This window comes from Bacillus sp. FSL K6-3200 (assembly GCF_038630485.1).
In the GTDB taxonomy this organism is placed as follows: Bacteria; Bacillota; Bacilli; order Bacillales; family Bacillaceae; genus Bacillus; species Bacillus safensis.
In genome coordinates, this window is record NZ_CP152032.1 from 705,019 (window position 1) to 723,947 (window position 18,929).

Sequence of the window (18,929 nt, forward strand, 5' to 3'; positions counted from 1 at the left end):
AAACAAAAATGCCTGTGGTAAAATAGGCAAAGATATGCGAAAGGGGTCTTATTTGATATGTGGTTCATCATCATAGGTGTTATCTTTTTCATCGAAAGTATTATCTTAACGGTTGTAGGGATTAAGAAAAAACAATCCATGATGACCTATCTTGGTGTTATCATCATGATTATGACGGTCGGCATGATCCTCGTTACCCTCAACCCGCCAAATTCATAAATCAATATTTCCAGCATATACATGGATCATAGGCAGATAGAATCAGTTTTCATTTCTTGATACCTGCACACTTTTCACGTCCTTTTTTGAGATGTTACAATGCAGGCAGCTTCAATTGAAAGGAGTTTTCTATCATGCATTATGGTAGCAAAGGCTGGTATGTCGAAGAATTAAAGAAGCTTGGTGTGACCAAGCATGAAGGAAGAAAGCTTCAAAGCTTAAAAACATATTTCCTTGCAAATCTTCTTGAGCAAAAGAAACGCAGCTCATAAGCGCTGAAAAGCCGTACATCTTAAGATGATGTACGGCTTTTTTTAAATGTGCTGAATTCGTTTTTCTAAAGACTTCCTCACCACATCTGCTAAAGCATCTACTTCAAGAACAGCTTTTAGTCTCTCTGGACTTGTTTGACGATATTTGACTTCATTGACCTCATGGACCGTAATCTGATGGGATGCTTTTTCTACTAATACAAGCGCTGCATCAGGCGGCACCATACCTTCTTTCAGTACACGTAAATAAAAGCCTGTATATCCTGTTTTCTGTACTTCCTTTACAAGCTTCATGTTGCCATGCTTAAGAGATAATTTCACACAAGGCTGTCTTGGCTGGCTCACCTCAACAAGTGCTTCTCCAAGTTGAAACACATCGCCAATACGCACATTCGTCTCAACTAGCTGGCGTACTGTTACATTCTCGCCAAAGGCGGCTTCCTGTAATGGAACCCCTAAAAATTGTTCAAAGTGAGCATAATGATCATACGGAAAGATGCAGACGGCTTTATCATAGCCCCCATGATGAACCAAATCCCCTTGTCCATCTCCTTCAAAATTGACCTGACTTAAATACACAGGCTCATGAATGCGCTTTTTGTTGATGGCTGTTTTGATTTCTTTTCCGTTCGCATAGGTAATGATAGGTTGTCCCACTTGGATTCCTTCTATGTCGTATCTCTTTTGTCCCACGATGGCCATCTCCTTTGGTTGTCTACTGGTTTTTATTTTACATCGTTTGACAATCAAATCATAGTCGATGCGTGAAGATCAGATGCAGGCTATGGTACGATGTGAAAAAAGGAGTGATGACCATGATTCATTATCACGCCATTGTAAAAGGACGTGTACAAGGAGTCGGCTTTCGTTATTTTGTTCAGGGAGAAGCCGTCAATCGTGGAATGAAAGGCTGGGTACGCAACACAGATGAAGGTCATGTCGAGTTAAAGGTAGAGGGTGAGCAGCAGAAAGTGATTGATTTCTTAGAGACTGTCCGTAAAGGAAGTCCTTTTTCAAAAGTCACCGACATGCAAATGGAGCCGCTCACTGAGCTGGCTCATTATCAAGATTTTCGAATACGATCATAAAAAACCTAGCTATATGTAAACATTATTCCTATTCATGATAGTTAGCAGGATTTTTCCTTATTCAGCAATCCGACCAGATTGTTGAATAAGACGTTTAGAGAAAATTGGTATAGTGAAAAGCTTACCTTAAGCTAACCGAGCAGGATAGTGTAATAGCAGTACCAATAAAATTCTGTTGCACAAAATTGGAATTTAGATGACTAAACCCCAAACTGTTTTAAATGATGATCAAGGTGCTTATAAATTCCTTTCCCCCATTCCTCGGAGCTAAGTTTCCCGAAAAAAGGATGTGGTTGAGTTGTACATTTCTCTGGTCCATTATTTTGAAATGCAATGATTTTTTGTTTCAGTCTTTCTCTTTCTGTATCAAATTCTTTTTTATCTGTTATCAAAATGGTCGGAATAGTGGACATATTTGTGAGGTATTGGCTTGTCATTGTATAAAATTGGTTTTACAAATTTTCCTATTAACCTCCCTAACCAACCTCTCGGGGGAGAAGAATACCCCATTGCTATATCTTGGAACGAAGAGCAATGAGCTAGCATTTGAGCAACATCCATTCTTCCCCACTGTGGTTGTGAATTAGGATTTAACTTGTCTATACGGTTTAAAATTTCCTCTGTATATAAATGATTAAAAATATTTTTCATAAACGTAATCCCCTACATATTGACTATTATTTATATTCACCTTCATCTGCACTTAATCCTTCTTCAACAACGGAGCGTTCGTATTATATAGTTCAGCCAGAACTTTCTGGTTGAACTTTTTTATTTAGATTTAATCTATCAGCAGTCAGGGTAGAACGTACGGGGGCGTAGGACATTGATTCCGTCAAGTAACTGTTCACCACCTACTTGTAGAAATATGTTTGAGGCTGGTTAGGACTTAGACCTCGTATAACATCGAATCGGTACGAGTCATGCATAAGATTAATTGGACTGGTTCGATATTGCCTCAAAATAGTCTAGAACTACCTTGCGAAATTCCAATGAAGCTTGCGTCATGTATCGACTTGTATGCCATAATAAAGCGATATCACGTACAAGTTCATGATTCTCAACTTGCAAATATTTAATCTTTTCCCATGATATTTTTGCTGTGCTTGGTATGAAGGCAAGTCCAATTTCAGCTTCTACAAGACTGATCAAACGTGTAGGTTCATCGCCCTCATACACATATTTAAGGTCAATTCCAGCCGATTTGCATACAGAGTCTACTAAATCACGAGTGCTGTATCCTCTTTTCACACCGACAAAGCATTCATCCTTAAGTTCTGTTAAACATACGCTAGTTCGGTCTGACAGTCGATGCCCATTAGGAACTGCTACAAGAATGGGATCAACAAAGACTACTTGACATTCGATGTCTTCACCTTGAAAAGGAGAGGACGACAAGCAAAAATCGACTTCGCCTCGATGTAAAAGCGTGACCATTTCCAGTGTGGTCAGCATTTGCACATGAAATTGTATATTAGGACGTTTTTTACGAAACTCTCGCATAATCTGAGGCAAAGTGCTTGCTGTGGTTACCGCAAGCTTTAGTGTGCCAGATTCTCCTCTAGACAAATCGCTAATCTCCTGTTTTCCCTGTTCCAACTCAAACAAAGCCCTTTCCGCGCGACGAATGAATTTGTTGCCAAATTCATTTAATCGCAGTTTCCTGCCTGTGCGATCAAATAAAGGTACCCCTAAATCTTCTTCCAGACGCTGAATCGTTTTGCTTAGCGACGATTGCGTAACGTGGAGGCTTCGTGCAGCTTCAGTTACATGCTCTAATCGAGCTACCTCTAGAAAATATTGTAGTTGAAGGAGTTCCATTTCATTTTCTCTCCAATCATTCCTTTTGGTCAATGATATCATAACTTTAAATGCGTTGGAATGAATGTAAAATTCCAAGTAAGATATCAATGTAACAAATTTAAAGGGGGAGAAAAAATGAATTCTCGTAGCAGATGGTTAATGATATCCGTTGGACTAGGAATATTATTAAACCCTTTAAATTCATCAATGATTTCTGTTGCTATTGCTAGGTTGCAACATGTGTATAGCATTGATTTTACTGCTGTTTCGTGGATTGTGTTTTCATTTTATATCGCTAGTGCTATCGCCCAACCTGTCATGGGGAAGGCTAGTGATTTATTCGGCCGGAGGAAGATATTTCTGGCTGGTCTTGTTGTATCCTTAGTTTCTTCTATTTTGGCTCCGTTTTCTCCAAATTTCGGATGGCTTATTGTGTTCAGAATCGTACAATCAATCGGAACTAGTATGCTGATTGCAGTTGGAACAGCTATAGTACGCATTCATATTACAGAAAAGCAATCAGATGCTTTAGCAGGTTTATCAATTTTCCTATCCGGTGCGGCAGCTATAGGACCTTTTGCCGGAGGAGTACTTATTCAATGGTGGGACTGGCCAGCGATCTTCATCGTCAATACCCCGTTTGTAGTGGCGAGCTTTATATTAGCTTGGAAAATGATTCCTAATGATGGACCAGCAGCAACGGTTTCACATGACATGTCGTTTCGAAAATTACTGGGTGTGATTGATGTGCCAGGAATTCTGCTCTTTGCGGTGGGTCTTATTGCCCTTCTAGTTGGCTTGCTGGCAGCGAAATCATCTGGGCATTTCTCTATGTGGAATATCGTTGTTGTGCTAATCGGGCTCGTTGCGGTGGGAATATTCGTACGACATGAGCTAAAAACAGTGTCGCCATTTATTCCTTTACGCACCTTCGCCAAATATCCAGGGATGACTTGGGTCAATATACAATACTTGCTAGTTAACTTACTTTATTATTCACTCTTTTTTGGGATTCCATCATACCTGCAAATGGTACGTCATGTCAGTGAATTCCAGACAGGGATTCTTATGTTAACTTTGGGCTTGAGTTCGATTGCAGCTTCGCCAATAGCAGGGAAATGGGTCGGTAAATCAGGACCCAGACCTGCATTGATTGTATCCTCATTACTGATGGTAGTAGGGGCAGTGTGGATCGTGACATGGACGCAAAGTTCACCAGTCATCAGTGTGTGCCTGGCGTTAGCCGCATTCGGTTTTAGCAACGGGCTAAATGCTGTTGGTATGCAGGCAGCTTTGTTTAAAAGCTCTCCAAAAGAAATTGCTGGTGTAGCATCTGGCCTATTTAATACATCGAGATACTTGGGAACAATTTTATCTTCACTGTTGACAGGTATCATTATGGGAGGTGCGTTCACCTTTACAGGATTCCGGTTGCTGGGGGTTTTCCTAACGGTCATTGCATTAGTCTTAGTATTTATAAGTCTGCGACTCAGATATTCTGAGCAATTGGATGAACCGAGTACAAGCAATTAAAACAAAAAATAAAAATTGGAGTTGAATGTTATAACAACTGTTAATATCAAGGAATGGTCCTCATGGGATCAAACTTGGCAGGGAATGCAAAAGGATAAACAACCCCAGGGTGAGAAAGTCATCAAGAAGTGGAATGCGAGAGCGCAAACTTTCGCCCATTGTTGTAGTAAGGAAGAGATCTTTTGTGGTCATCATAAATAAAAAGGGATAGATATCTATCCCTTTTGTTTTAATCAATTTAAATGTTCAACACCATATTAGAGGACACGTGTAATATGATAAAAGCCATCTTTTTATGGCATTACATATAGCTCTCGCTAGGCTTTTCCTTTCCCATGATAGGGCTTGTCCTGATAAAAATAGTTTGGTTTCACAATGGTATTGTCGTAATGCTTGTGGAATATGTGGGTAGCAGCTGGTGATACTGGCGGAATCAGCCATGTCCAGTCCCCAGTCAGCTTGCGGTCAGCCTTTTCTTCCTGCTTTTCAAACTGCTTGAATTGATGTGCTGCTGTATGGTGATCGACAATGGTTACCCCTGCTTCGCGATAAGAATGGAGAACCGCCACATTCAATTCTACAATGGCTTTATCCTTCCAAAGGGACGAATTCTTGGTTGTGTCCAGTCCTAAAAGAGAAGCGACTTTTTTCAGCATATTGTAGCGGTTTTCATCCGCTAGGTTACGGGCGCCAATTTCTGTGCCCATATACCAGCCATTGAACGGTGCAGCGTTGTAATGAATACCGCCAATCTCTAATTTCATATCAGCAATAATCGGAACTGCATACCATTTCAGTCCTAAATCTCGGAATCCATCATATTCAGGATGGGTGATCTCTACCTCTTGGACGATTTCTTTCGGAAGCTCATACAGAACAGGCGGCTGATCCTTTAGCTGAAACATGAGAGGCAGAATATCAAAATGTGTGCCCTCCCCTTTCCAGCCATGGGCTTCACATAACTTTGTTAATTCAAGAGATGCCTCGTCGCCGATGATGCCATATTCCGTCTCATAGCCTGCATAACGAACGAGCTGATGATTATAAATGACGACTTCCTTCTGCCTGTTATTCTCTGGGGGAAAGATCGTGATGGACGGTTTGATTTTCCCGCCATTTGTCGCATACTCAATATGATGAAAGAGCGCCTCTTTCACCTCATCCTCTGTCTTTACATGGCGGCAGTCATGCACGTGCAAGGTCGACCAAAACAAACGGCCAATGCAGCGGTTACTGTTGCGCCAAGCCATTTTCGCCCCGTGAGCTAATTCCTCTAGTGTATGCGTATAAATACCTTCAGACTCAATTTCTCTTTTTATTTCATGCAGACGTGCTGCTTTCTCTTCATTTGACTTATTTAATTCTTCATAGCATACAGAAATAAAAGCTTCTGCTTCATTCCACAACGCTTCTTGATTACTCAAACATACTCGCCTCACTTTAATACGAATATATCCATTGTAGCGGTTTCTATTAATAAATTCACTCGTTTCAAACCATTTTTTATCATATCATCCGACCATTGTCCTTAGGCCATAGATGAATCAATACGTTTAAGGGTCTTTTGGAGCCAGCTGACATAGCCTTTTTCTCTTTCAATTGCTCTTGTCAGCACTAAGTAATGCCCGAATTGAGCTGAATGCAGTGATTCAGCAGAAGGGTCTTCCTCTGTCAAAGCGTGCAGCTTCTGTTCCAGCATGTCTACTTTCTTAGTGCGCTCTAGCAGTTGATATGCAAACAGGTCAGCCGCTTCTTTTTTGTCCATGGAGGAGATGAAAAAGGTTTTGAGCATGAATTCATCCTTTGTTGTTTCTGGAATCGGATCTTTTATTATTAACCACTGACGCAATTCTTCTTTTCCTGCCGCTGTGATTTGATAGACCTTCTTCTCCAGCTTTTTTCCTTGTATGTGAATGTCAAATTCAATAAACCCTTCCTCTGTAAGACGCTTCAGTTCAGGGTAAATCTGACTGTGCTTCGCACTCCAAAACTGTCCAAGGGAATCCTTAAAATGTTTCGTGATATCGTATCCCGTCAGCTCACGCTGATCAAGCAAGCCAAGAATGGCATATTTTAGTACTCTCATGATGGGCCTCCAACGCTTATTCTTTGACAATAGTATACCATAGACTTTAAAATAAACATGTAAATCACAACATGTTTGAAAAAACATTATTCTAATGAAAGAAGGAATAAACATGGATCAATTCGTTGGACTTCATATGATTTATACGTATGAAAATGGCTGGGAATATGAGATTTACATTAAAAACGATCACACCATTGATTACCGCATTCATAGCGGAATGGTCGGAGGCCGATGGGTCCGTGATCAAGAAGTAAATATTGTGAAGCTGACAAAAGGCGTATACAAAGTCTCTTGGACAGAACCAACTGGGACAGACGTCTCTCTGAACTTTATGCCTGAAGAAAAACGCATGCATGGCGTCATCTTCTTCCCGAAATGGGTGCATGAACGTCCAGATATCACCGTTTGCTATCAAAATGACTACATCGATCTCATGAAAGAATCTCGTGAAAAATACGAAACCTATCCGAAATATGTTGTCCCAGAATTTGCGGACATTACGTATATCCATCATGCAGGTGTGAATGACGAAACCATTATCGCAGAAGCACCATATGAAGGCATGACAGATGAAATAAGAGCTGGACGAAAATAAAAAAAGCGGCACGCCAAGTGCCGCTTTCAGCGTGTAGACAAACCCTCGCATTCGTTGTCAGGTCTGCGTGCCGGTGCTCACGAATGTACAATTCGCTCCGCTCAGGTACTCGTCCTTCCTAGGGCTGCAAAGGTTTTCTATCACGCTGAAAAGAAGACAAAGGACTAAAATCATTTTAGTCCTTTTTTATTGAATGCCGAGCGTCTTTTGAGGAAGCACGAAACGATAGACTGGCAGTTCATCACCTGCTTTTGAAGCAATAAACCCTGATGACATATAGCTGTCCTTTGATTCTGGCTCTAGGGCAAGTGACAGCAAATTGGTTTGCGGCTGTGCCGTGACATATACCTTTGTTCCTTTTGGCAGCTGGCGTTTCTTGTCAACGAGTTTTGTTTCAAGCTGAATATCTGTTTTGCTCTTTTCCTCACGCTTTGTCACCTGATAGGCTTGTACCGGCACTTTCATGCCAGCCGGCAATGTGACACTTTTTAATCCTAATGTTCTGAGTTTCTTTTCTACTCCTTCATGCCCCGGAAGAATGAGATAAGCTGTCGGCCGTTCTCTTGTTAAGACAGGAACTGCATCGCTCGCACTGTGAAAGCGTACAGGAACTTGAGTCGTTTGTCCTTTCTCAATATCAACCATTTCCAGCGAGTCTTTGACAGGTGCTTGGAAATCATCTTGAATGACCACTTGATCATCATCATTTGGCTGCAGTCCTTTTTTGACCAGCTTCAGCCGCTCCGTCACCATTTGCTGCTTCACCTGCTTGGCATGTTTTACTGTAGTCTCAATGATTTTTTCATGGGTGGCTACTTGTGCAGCGACGCGGTGGGCAAAATCCTCTCTTCCAATCCCAATCCCTCTGCTTTCTACAAGAAATGACAGGGCTGGTGAAAGTGCAAGGGCATTACGGCCAATTCGCGCATCCGTTCCACCTTCATAGATGTCGATCTTTCCATCCTTTCCTCTTGTGTTTGTATAATACAAATCGTTAGAAAACCCTTTATTCGTCAGCGTTTCACGAACTCCGTTAACGTATAACTCATTTGATGTCAGCCGGATGCTTTCAGGAATGTTTAAATTCTTCCCTGAAAGAATAAGCAAATCATGATATTTGAGAGCGCCTGATGAACCGATATTTTCAAACTGCTTTTGACCCACATCGTATTCATGGGCATCAATAACTACCTCTGGCGCATACCGATTAAATTCTTGATGCAGGGCTGTCAGTTCTGGAGATTCTAATGTCATATGATCACGGTTTCCATCTAATCCGTTTGCAAGTCGGCGGTCAAACGCATAAGAACCATCAGGATTAATTCTTGGGACAATAATGATATTGACATGATTGAGTATACGCTCTCCTTCTTCACCTGCTAATCGTTTTGCAATGACGAGAGCAGATTCACCGGAGGCTGGTTCATTTCCGTGTATTTGTGCTTGGAGCCAGATTGTTGGCTTTTTTGAAAGTGGAGTGATAGAGCGATCCTTTGTAAAGTACAGGGCCGGAATGGACCTGCCTTCAATGGATGTTCCAATCTGTTTCTGCGTGGCATATGGGCTTTTGCGGACAATGTCTTTTAAGAAAGCTTGAAGCTCTTCTTGTGTCGTAAATGCTTCTCCTTTTTTCTGAAATGCAGGGGTATCAAATGTCTCGCCAGGCTCAGGGTATAGCTTTTTCACTGAAGCCGGCTGTTCATAACTCTTTCCATAATAAGGGGTTTCTGCATGAGCTGAAGCTGGGCTCACCATCGACAAAATTCCTGCTATGAGACATACAGCAGCAAAAAGAATTGTGCCTTTTCGTTTGGACATGCTATCCTCTCCCTTCGTTGATTTGCATTATAAAGAAAAAAACAGCAAAAGTGTCAGTATTTTTCAAAAATAAATCTTTTGGAGGAACAGGCATATCTTTGTCTAGGGCAAATGAATGGAGCTTGCCCGGCAATATGACCTAAAAAAAGTGCCTGCTCACAGCAGACACTTTTTTATTTACCAGATGGAAATGGCCCCAATGAGAACCGCCACGACAGTCATAGCGACGACTGCCAGCACAGCCCATTTCATCCCAAATTTCTGATGCTGATCCAGTGATACGCCAACAAGTCCAACAAGTAAATGAGTCGATGGAACAAGTGGACTTAACATATGAATCGGCTGTCCAATAATAGAGGCTCTGGCAATCTCAATTTTATCGACACCGTATGCTGCCGCTGTTTCTGATAGGATCGGCAGTACGCCATAAAAGTATGCATCATTCGGCATAAAGAAAGTAAAGATCCCGCTTGTTAATGCGACAATGACTGGAATAAAGCCGCCAAGCTGCTCTGGAATTGCAGATACAATGGAAATCGCCATTTCATCGACCATTTTCGTTCCAGTTAGAATACCTGTAAAAACACCTGCCGCAAAAATCATCGAAGCAATGGCTAAAACGTTTGTTGAGTGAGCCGCAATTCGCTCACGCTGCTGGTCCAAGTTCGGATAGTTGACGATAATCGCCACACAGAAAGCAAGAACAAATAGAACAGTTAAGCTGACTTTACCTGATACAAGCAGCAGCACCAATAACAAAGTCAGCGCTAGGTTAAACCACCAAAGCTTCGGCCGTTTGATGTCATCTTGCAGTGCCGCTGCCATTTCATTTGCATGAATCGGCTGGTCAAGTTCAATGACACCGAGACGTTTTCTTTCGGCTTTTCCAAGAAAATAAGAGACAATAATCATACTGAGAACCCCTGCACCAATGACCGGAATCATCGGGCCAAATAAAAGTGAAGGATCGACGCCAAGTGCACTCGCCGCTCTAGGTGTAGCTCCTCCCCATGGGATTGTATTCATAATTCCCATGCCAACCCCGGCAATACCCGCTAAAATAATTGGACGGATGCCAAGCAGCGTAAATAGTGGAAGCATCGCTGTTGTTGTAATCATATATGTTGTTGTTCCGTCACCATCAAGAGCAACAAGCATCGTCAGGACAGCTGTTCCGACCACGATTTTTAATGGATCGCCTTTAACGATTTTTAAAATTTTCGCCACCATTGGGTCAAATAAACCCGCATCAATCATAATTCCAAAGTACAAAATCGCAAACATGATCATGACCGCTGTTGGTGCGACTTGCTGCACGCCTTTGACAATCATGTCTGAAATTTCAGTAAAATGAAAACCTGCAATAAGAGCAAATGCAATCGGTGTTAACACCAATGCCGTTAAAACAGACATACGTTTCGTCATAATCAAAACCATAAATACAATCATCATAAGAAATCCTAAGATCGCTAACATATTGTTCACCCCTTATGTTGTATACGCTTTCATTAATGTGTTGGTATCCCATTTCCAACCCTTTTTGTCATCATATCTGAGGTGAGAATTGAAGTAAATATTATGAATTTTAATTCTTTTTCGGTCGATAAATGCTTTTTGTTCATTTTGTTCAACCATTAGGCTTTTTGATTCCATGAAAAAAAGCGGTCTCACTCGACCGCTTGTTCCCCTTGTATCAATTGCTCATATTGCCTTAATTGATCTTCCATAAAGATCTTTGCCTCTTTGCTGTTCATATAACGACTTGTCCAGCCCTTTTGCTTTAATCGCTTTTTCCAAGACTTCGTTTTCGTCATTTTTTGAAGAAGCTGATCCCATTCACGAATGTCATGCTGACTCATTTGTTTTGGGCCCATCACACCGCGCCAATGGGAAAAGATGAGCGGTATGCCCTGCTCTTTCCATGTCGGCACATCTTCAAATCCATCTAAGCGCTCGCTGGTTGTCGTGGCTACGAGCTTTAGCCTCTTTTTTTCATAATCATGACGAACTTCTGTAATGGTAGTCGTTGCTGCATCTACCTCATGGTCGATGAGCGCCTGAAATAAATCATCTGCACTGTCAAATTTCAGAAATTGAATGCGATATGGATCAATCCCTGCCATTTCTGCTGCCCGGGCGAAAGAGATTTGATCATCATTTCCAAAGTCAGGGGCAAACCCAATTTTTAAGGAATCTGGTTTTTTCTTGAGTGCGTGTAACAGCTCCTTCCCATTTGAAAAAGGAGAATCCACTGGGACTGCGACGACCTGCCACTCTTCTGCAAGGATTGCCAGCGGCGTCACATCATTCATCGTCACGTTACTGCTGCCAAGCAAATTACGGCTTAACAATAAGCTTGAATTTAAACTGATAAAGTTGGCTTCTCGCTCCATCATGTATGTCCACCCTTTATCCACCGTTCCGCCTCTTTGATAAAGAATGTTCACAGGCCGTTTCACCAGTTTCTCTTGTTCAAGCACTGATTTCATAACCTGAGCCGTTTGGTCGAATCCTCCCTCTGGCACACCCGACACCACAATATATAAGGAGCTTTGCTGCAGGAAAGAATTACCGGCCTTTTTTTCATTAAAGGTGAGCGTCATACAAAGGCAGAGCACGATCACAAAAAATATTCCTTTTTTCATCTTTTATGACTCCGCTTGTTTAGCAGGATAATATTTCCGTTCAGGTCTGCCAATGATTCCGTATGCAAGCTCTGCCCGGCATTCCCCTGTTGTGACGAGATACTCTACGTACCGTCTTGCAGTTGTACGTGATGCCCCCATTTTTTCCCCGAGTTCTTCTGCTGTAATCCCGCTATTCTCTGATGCCATCAATGTTTTCACTTTATCCAAGGTCAGTGAATTGATGCCTGTGGGAAGATCTCTGTCATCCCTTTGTTTAGGCTCTTCCTGCATCTGTCCAAAAAACAGATCGATCATCGTTTGATTGACTTCATCCTTTGAATTGATGATGTCTTTCTTCTCTTTATATTCGGTTAAGACTTGTGCAAACTTTTGTGCGGTCACCGGTTTGATTAAATAATGAACCACTCCGTAATGAAGCGCATCTCTTAAAAGCGTTGTTTCTGTTGCAGCCGTGATAATGATCACATCTACTTCCGGACAGCGTTCTCTTAAAAGCGGCAGCAAGTTTGTGCCGAGCTCATCAGGCATATACACATCAAGCAAAATGAGATCAACTTGTTCCCTTTGGAGCGCCTCCCACATATCCTTTGCACTCTTTGCCTTTCCGGCGACCTTAAATCCTTCTATCTTTTGTATATAAGATTCATGAATGGCAGCGATTCGAAAATCATCCTCCGCAATGAGTACCTTAATCACCATCTATTCCCCCTTTGTTCCTTTCGGTATGTACACAGTGAAGATGGCACCGCCTTCTTTTTGGTTCGCAACTTCAATCCAGCCCCCAAGCTCGTCCAATACTTCTTTCACATTCGCAAGCCCATAACCTCGTCCTTCTCCCTTTGACGAATGACCTCTTGTGAAAATCTGTGACAATTCCTCTTCATTCACTCCATCACCTGAATCTGACACTTCTATGATAATATCAAACCCAATATCTGTGATGAACAGGTCAACCTCGCGCTTCTCCTTATTTAATACAGCTTCAAAAGCATTATCGACGAGATTGCCAATGATGGTGATAAAGTGAGATAGACTTAAATGAGCTGGGAGCGGCTCAAGTGAGCTATTTTCATCAATGTGAAATTGGACTTTCTTCTCAGATGCTTTCCCTAACTTGCCAAGTAAGATAGCTTGTATTTTAGGTGACCGAATCTGCTTCATGAGTAAATCGTGCTGACGGTTTTGCAGGTGATATTCTTCTTTAATTAAGTCGATGGCTTCATCGACTTGCTTCAGCTCAAGCAGGCCTAAGATGGCGTACAGCTTATTTGAGAATTCATGTGTTTGTGCCCTCAGGTCTTCTGAATATTGGCTGACCTCTGTTAATGTATCCAGCAGCTTCGTCAGCTCTGTTTTCTCCCTGAAGCTCACAATCCCTCCAAATGCTCGATTGTCCTGCATTACTTTTTTCACATTTAAGACATAGGTTTTATCATTGACGACGGTTTCGATGTTAGGTTCAATCGTCTCTGACTTTAAATAGAGAAGAAGTTTGGCATTTGGCAAGACTTGATCAATATGAAGGGGCAGCTCTGATGAGACGCGCAGCATGTGCTCAGCTGATGTATTCATCATCGTAATCGCGCCTTTCTGGTCAAACGCAATGATCCCTTCTTTTATAGCGAGCAGCATCGCTTCTCTTTCTCGATACAACGAAGCTATTTCATGCGGCTCCAGCCCTAATGTATCTTTGCGAATACTCTTCGTTAAAAAAATTGCACCGAATATGCCCGGCAAGAGCACAAGAAGGGCAATATAGCTAAGCTTCAATAGCTGATGAGCTGTCGCTTGATCAATTTCCTTTTTTAAAAATTCGACGGTGACTGTCCCGATAATTTCTTCATGCCCTTCTGTTTCTTTCATAATGGGCGCACTGCCTCTGACAACGGTTTCACCATTAGAATTATCAGTTGATATGGAAGTTCCTCCAAATAAGAGGGTACTTCTTCCTTCCGATACACTGATGGTTTTTCCTACGTCCTCATGGTTCGTATGAACAAGGACCTTTCCTTTTCGATTGGAAATGAAGATGGCATGTGCTCTTACTTGCTCCATCATTTGCTCAAGCACTGCCTGTTCTTCATTTTGGGACGCTGATAGAGCCACCGATGCTTTAATGGGCGGCATATATGATATCGTTCTAGCGGTCTGCACCGCCAGCTGTTCAGCTTGCCCCTGCCTTTCTGATGTCTGCAAAAAACCAAAACAAATAGTTAATAATGCAATGACAACAAGCAAAAGCCCGATAATTAATCCCAAAATTTTCGTTTGTAAAGTGACTTTCCTTTTGCCCATTCTCACCGCTACAACCCCTAATTCAGTAGATTCACCCGAATAGACTCTAAGAAAATGATATCATTTTTTCTTACTAAGTTAAGAGAAAATTCTTTCAAAGAAAAAAGACGACTCAAAATCGAGTCGTCCCTGTATGCCTATTACGTGATCGATAAACCAGCACTCGCATAGCCTGCTACGGTATTCACTAAGGATAGACCTGTAGCTGATGCGGAGAATACAACAAGCAATCGTGTTTCCGGTGTAACTGGTACATTTAGACCAGTTGCAATACCGTTTGCAATCGCACCCAGCGTTAAAACACCGGTTAAAGCTGGGGCTAATGTGACACTCGCTACTTGAGTGAAACTATTATTTGGTGTTGGTGAAGCGAATAGACTAGCCGTTACGGTAATACTCGTGCCGACTAAAGAAAGAGCTGCTGTTGTGCTGAAATAACCTGCAAATGACGTGATCGTTCCAGCTCTTGGAACTGAGAACGCCATGTTGAGTAAAGTGCCTGCAGCGCCTGTTAAATCAATGATTCCGCCTAAAATACTGACACCTGTCGCTGAGTTACCAAATCCAATCAAGCTGGATGTTCCAACGAGACCGCCTGCAATTGTTGTCAGGACAGCAGGTGAACCTGAAGCAAACGGAATGATCGCACTCGATCCTGTTACACCTGTTGGACCTGTAGCGCCTGTGGCTCCTGTACCTGTGACTCCGGTGGCTCCGGTTACTCCTGTTGCTCCGGTAGCTCCGGTGACTCCAGTAGCTCCTGTATCACCCGTTACACCAGTTGCTCCAGTGGCTCCGGTTACTCCTGTTGCACCAGTTGCTCCGGTGACGCCGGTAGCCCCCGTATCTCCTGTTGCACCGGTTGCTCCGGTACCCGTAACTCCCGTTGCTCCGGTGACTCCCGTTGCTCCGGTCACTCCTGCGGCTGCCAATAACGTATAGTCTGGTGACGTATCTGGTGTACCTGTTGGTGGTGCTGTATTCACAACATAGGTTCCACCTTCAAATGTGACCACTTGACCTACTGGATAGGTTGGGGCTGTTGCTGGGTCAAACGCCAGAATGCCAGTTAATCCTACACCGGTTACTCCGGTCGCACCAGTATCACCCGTTACCCCGGTTGCTCCTGTAACTCCCGTGGCTCCGGTAGCTCCGGTTGCTCCTGTATCTCCGGTTGCTCCCGTGGCTATTCCTGTATCACCCGTTACACCAGTTGCTCCCGTGGCTCCGGTGACTCCCGTGGCATTCCTGTATCACCCGTTACACCAGTTGCTCCCGTGGCTTCGGTGACTCCCGTGGCATTCCTGTATCACCCGTTACACCAGTTGCTCCGGTGGCTCCAGTGACTCCCGTGGTTCCTGTATCACCCGTTACACCAGTTGCTCCGGTGGCTCCAGTGACTCCCGTGGCATTCCTGTATCACCCGTTACACCAGTTGCTCCGGTGGCTCCAGTGACTCCCGTGGCTGTATTACCCGTTACACCAGTTGCACCTGTTACTCCTGTAGCTCCGGTAACACCTGCGGCTGCCAATAACGTATAGTCTGGTGACGTATCTGGTGTACCTGTTGGTGGTGCTGTATTCACAACATAGGTTCCACCTTCAAATGTCACCACTTGACCTACTGGATAGGTTGGAGCTGTTGCTGGGTCAAACGCCAAAATGCCAGTTAATCCTACACCGGTTACTCCGGTGACTCCCGTATTCCTGTATCGCCCGTTACACCAGTTGCTCCGGTACTTCCTGTGACTCCCGTGGCTTCCTGTATCGCCCGTTACACCAGTTGCTCCGGTGGCTCCGGTATTCCTGTATCGCCCGTTACACCAGTTGCTCCGGTGACTCCCGTGGCTCCTGTATCGCCCGTTACACCGGTTGCTCCGGTGGCTCCGGTGACTCCGTGGCTCCTGTATCGCCCGTTACACCGGTTGCTCCGGTGGCTCCGGTGACTCCCGTGGCTCCTGTATCGCCCGTTACACCGGTTGTTCCGGTGGCTCCGGTGACTCCCGTGGCTCCTGTATCGCCCGTTACACCAGTTGCTCCGGTGACTCCCGTGGCTCCTGTATCGCCCGTTACACCAGTTGCTCCGGTGACTCCGGTCGCTCCTGTATCGCCCGTTACACCGGTTGCTCCGGTGGCTCCGGTGACTCCGGTCGCTCCTGTATCTCCTATTGCACCAGTGGCTCCTGTAACACCCGTTACTCCGGTTGCTCCCGTGGTTCCAGTTGCACCCGTATCTCCTATTGCACCGGTCGGTCCGGTGGCGCCGGTTGCTCCTGTAACTCCGGTGGCTCCTGTATCTCCTGTTGCACCAGTCGCTCCTGTACCTGTTGCTCCCGTGGCGCCTGTGACTCCCGTGGCTCCTGTATCTCCTGTTGCACCGGTCGCTCCTGTACCTGTTGCTCCCGTGGCTCCGGTTGCTCCCGTGGCGCCTGTGACTCCCGTGGCTCCTGTATCTCCTGTTGCACCGGTCGCTCCTGTACCTGTTGCTCCGGTTGCTCCCGTGGCGCCTGTAACTCCGGTTGCTCCTGTATCTCCTGTTGCTCCGGTCGCTCCTGTACCTGTTGCTCCCGTGGCTCCGGTTGCTCCCGTGGCGCCTGTAACTCCGGTTGCTCCTGTATCTCCTGTTGCACCGGTCGCTCCTGTACCTGTTGCTCCCGTGGCTCCGGTTGCTCCCGTGGCGCCTGTAACTCCCGTGGCTCCTGTATCCCCTGTTGCTCCGGTCGCTCCTGTACCTGTTGCTCCCGTGGCTCCAGTTTCACCAGCAGCTGCTAACAATGTATAATCTGCCGACGTATCCGGTGTACCTAATGGCGGTGCTGAATTGACCACATCCGTACTGCCATCGTATGTCACCACTTGCCCTACTGGGTAGGTTGGAGCTACTGCTGGATCAAATGCCAAGATGCCTGTTAAACCTACGCCTGTTGGACCGATTGGACCTGCTGGGCCTGCCGGACCCGCTGGACCCACTGCACCCGCCGGACCCGCTGGGCCTCTTCTTCCTCTCCCGCCTGGCGGACCTTGAATCACACAAACACAAGGATCTTTTCCGCAGCAAGGATTTTTCACTGGTTTCCTTGGTTTTTCTGATTTCCCTTTCTTACAACTATCACATTCCCAGCCATCATCCTTATACGCATCATACCAGCTTCCTTTTTGGTAGTGGTCTGTCGAATGAGTTGGATATGTTTTTCCGCATTGTCTACATCTTCTCATAGAATCACCCCCATCCATCGTATTCATCATGACTTGGAAAGGTGTATGTACACTTTTATTTTTTAAAATAATCAAAAAGACCTTGCACTTCATGCACAAGGTCCTTCTTTCATTAAAGTCTCATCGTCATTTTTAAATCTTTTCCTACCATACTATAATCCATATCTACCGGCCGGATGGCTTCTTTTAATGTTTTCGTACCTTCTCCTTCAAAGAAAGTAGGTGCATCTTTCCCTCCAATTAATAATGGTGCCATATAAATAATGACTTCGTTCACAAGTGATGCTTCTAAAAAGGATGCACTCACACTCCCTCCCGCCTCTACAAGCACCGACATCACAGAACGCTTTTTCAGCATACGTAATACCGCTTGAATATCTGTCCGATTTTCTCCGCTTGTGACAAATACTTGATGTCCTTTTTGCGTCAGTTGTTGATATTTTTTTTGATCGTACTTATTTGAGGTGCAAATAATGGTTTCTGCCATATGATCATTTAAACATTTCGCATGAAGAGGAATCCTTAAGGTGGAATCTAAAATGATACGAATGGGCTGTGTCACGATTGAATCTTTTACAATAAGACCTGCATCATCTTGAATAATGGTTTCGACGCCTGTTATGACAGCATCTGCTTCTTGACGTAATTGCTGCACTTCATTCCTCGCTTCTGTTCCTGTAATCCATTTGCTTTCTTGATGAGCTGTTGCAATTTTCCCGTCTAATGAAATGGCTGTTTTTAATATGACATAAGGAAGGTCTGATTGTATGGAATGAAAAAAAGGAAGATTTAAGCTGTCCGCTTCCCGCTTACATATCCCTTCTTCTACTTCTATCCCTGCTTGTTTCAACATCGTGACCCCTTTACCTGCTACAAGTGGATTTGGGTCATGAGTGGCAATGACCACACGTTTCACCCCGCTCTTTATAATGGCTTCTGAGCAAGGACCTGTTTTTCCATGATGCGAACAAGGTTCGAGCGTCACATATAGATGAGCTCCCTTCGCCTTTTCTCCTGCCATTTGCAGCGCATGAATTTCAGCATGCGGTTCGCCCGCCTTCATGTGAGCACCAATTCCAACGATCTCACCTTTTTTGACTATCACTGCTCCGACAAGCGGATTTGGCGAGGTTTGCCCTTTCATCGCTTTTGCGTTGGCAATCGCTAGCTTCATATAAAAAACATCGTCTTTCATGTAAGTCTCCTTTCCTCTCTTTCAAGGGAAAGAACTCCTTCAGGAAATGAAGGAGTTCTATTCTCATGTGCTATATTTTTTCCATCCGTTTCTTTTCAGATCGATCATAGTAAGGCAAGGAATAAAAAAGTTTATAAGATGCTCGTTGTTTACAAAAA

The 18,929-nt window shown here is 44.0% G+C and carries 15 protein-coding genes and 2 pseudogenes; 5 read left to right on the plus strand and 12 right to left on the minus strand.

What is annotated here, in order from left to right; all coding sequences use genetic code 11:
* Positions 1 to 57 precede the first annotated feature (57 nt).
* Positions 58 to 219: a hypothetical protein gene (locus MHI60_RS03685; protein ID WP_087976421.1), complete on the plus strand. Its 162-nt coding sequence runs from the start codon at positions 58 to 60 to the stop codon at positions 217 to 219.
* A gap of 134 nt (positions 220 to 353) precedes the next feature.
* Complete coding sequence (locus tag MHI60_RS03690) at positions 354 to 491, plus strand: YflJ family protein (protein WP_064497716.1); 138 nt, start codon at positions 354 to 356, stop codon at positions 489 to 491.
* 42 nt (positions 492 to 533) lie between these two features.
* On the opposite strand, the gene MHI60_RS03695 is transcribed toward MHI60_RS03690, so the two are convergent.
* Entirely contained in the window at positions 534 to 1,184 is a 651-nt protein-coding gene (locus MHI60_RS03695) for an MOSC domain-containing protein (RefSeq protein WP_144485755.1), read from the minus strand.
* Positions 1,185 to 1,306: 122 nt separating this feature from the next.
* On the opposite strand from MHI60_RS03695, the gene MHI60_RS03700 reads away from it, so the two are divergent.
* A complete protein-coding gene (locus tag MHI60_RS03700) occupies positions 1,307 to 1,579 on the plus strand; it encodes an acylphosphatase (RefSeq protein ID WP_024426625.1) in 273 nt (90 codons plus the stop codon).
* Positions 1,580 to 1,779: 200 nt separating this feature from the next.
* On the opposite strand, the pseudogene MHI60_RS03705 reads toward MHI60_RS03700, so the two are convergent.
* Positions 1,780 to 2,230: pseudogene (locus MHI60_RS03705) on the minus strand (DUF1569 domain-containing protein).
* Between the two features lie 282 nt (positions 2,231 to 2,512).
* Entirely contained in the window at positions 2,513 to 3,400 is an 888-nt protein-coding gene (locus MHI60_RS03710; RefSeq protein WP_144472484.1) for a LysR family transcriptional regulator, read from the minus strand.
* Between the two features lie 117 nt (positions 3,401 to 3,517).
* Between MHI60_RS03710 and MHI60_RS03715 the strand changes: the two genes are divergently transcribed.
* Positions 3,518 to 4,915: an MFS transporter gene (locus tag MHI60_RS03715; RefSeq protein WP_095407954.1), complete on the plus strand. Its 1,398-nt coding sequence runs from the start codon at positions 3,518 to 3,520 to the stop codon at positions 4,913 to 4,915.
* Between the two features lie 317 nt (positions 4,916 to 5,232).
* Here the strand turns inward: MHI60_RS03715 and MHI60_RS03720 are convergent, their stop codons facing one another.
* Both MHI60_RS03720 and MHI60_RS03725 read right to left on the minus strand, forming a co-directional pair.
* Positions 5,233 to 6,339 (minus strand): nitric oxide synthase oxygenase, encoded by a 1,107-nt coding sequence (locus tag MHI60_RS03720; RefSeq protein ID WP_095407953.1) that lies wholly within the window; start codon positions 6,337 to 6,339, stop codon positions 5,233 to 5,235.
* 104 nt (positions 6,340 to 6,443) lie between these two features.
* A complete protein-coding gene (locus MHI60_RS03725) occupies positions 6,444 to 7,001 on the minus strand; it encodes a PadR family transcriptional regulator (protein WP_144485757.1) in 558 nt (185 codons plus the stop codon).
* 112 nt (positions 7,002 to 7,113) lie between these two features.
* Between MHI60_RS03725 and MHI60_RS03730 the strand changes: the two genes are divergently transcribed.
* The gene (locus tag MHI60_RS03730; RefSeq protein WP_008341777.1) at positions 7,114 to 7,599 is read left to right on the plus strand and encodes a phenolic acid decarboxylase; all 486 of its coding nucleotides are present in this window, start codon (positions 7,114 to 7,116) and stop codon (positions 7,597 to 7,599) included.
* Between the two features lie 186 nt (positions 7,600 to 7,785).
* Here the strand turns inward: MHI60_RS03730 and MHI60_RS03735 are convergent, their stop codons facing one another.
* From MHI60_RS03735 to ribD, 7 genes and pseudogenes are all read right to left on the minus strand, one after another.
* Positions 7,786 to 9,417: a M14 family metallocarboxypeptidase gene (locus tag MHI60_RS03735; RefSeq protein WP_144485759.1), complete on the minus strand. Its 1,632-nt coding sequence runs from the start codon at positions 9,415 to 9,417 to the stop codon at positions 7,786 to 7,788.
* 177 nt (positions 9,418 to 9,594) lie between these two features.
* A complete protein-coding gene (locus tag MHI60_RS03740) occupies positions 9,595 to 10,893 on the minus strand; it encodes a citrate:proton symporter (RefSeq protein WP_048240142.1) in 1,299 nt (432 codons plus the stop codon).
* 191 nt (positions 10,894 to 11,084) lie between these two features.
* The gene (locus MHI60_RS03745) at positions 11,085 to 12,062 is read right to left on the minus strand and encodes a tripartite tricarboxylate transporter substrate-binding protein (RefSeq protein WP_144485761.1); all 978 of its coding nucleotides are present in this window, start codon (positions 12,060 to 12,062) and stop codon (positions 11,085 to 11,087) included.
* 3 nt (positions 12,063 to 12,065) lie between these two features.
* Positions 12,066 to 12,761, minus strand: coding sequence for a response regulator (locus tag MHI60_RS03750; protein WP_025092679.1), 696 nt, complete (start codon positions 12,759 to 12,761; stop codon positions 12,066 to 12,068).
* A 3-nt stretch (positions 12,762 to 12,764) separates the two neighbouring features.
* Positions 12,765 to 14,360: a sensor histidine kinase gene (locus MHI60_RS03755; protein WP_144485894.1), complete on the minus strand. Its 1,596-nt coding sequence runs from the start codon at positions 14,358 to 14,360 to the stop codon at positions 12,765 to 12,767.
* A 140-nt stretch (positions 14,361 to 14,500) separates the two neighbouring features.
* Positions 14,501 to 17,261: pseudogene (locus tag MHI60_RS03760) on the minus strand (exosporium glycoprotein BclB-related protein).
* Positions 17,262 to 17,688: 427 nt separating this feature from the next.
* Entirely contained in the window at positions 17,689 to 18,771 is a 1,083-nt protein-coding gene (gene ribD / locus MHI60_RS03765) for a bifunctional diaminohydroxyphosphoribosylaminopyrimidine deaminase/5-amino-6-(5-phosphoribosylamino)uracil reductase RibD (protein WP_144485764.1), read from the minus strand.
* Between the last annotated feature and the right edge of the window lie 158 nt (positions 18,772 to 18,929).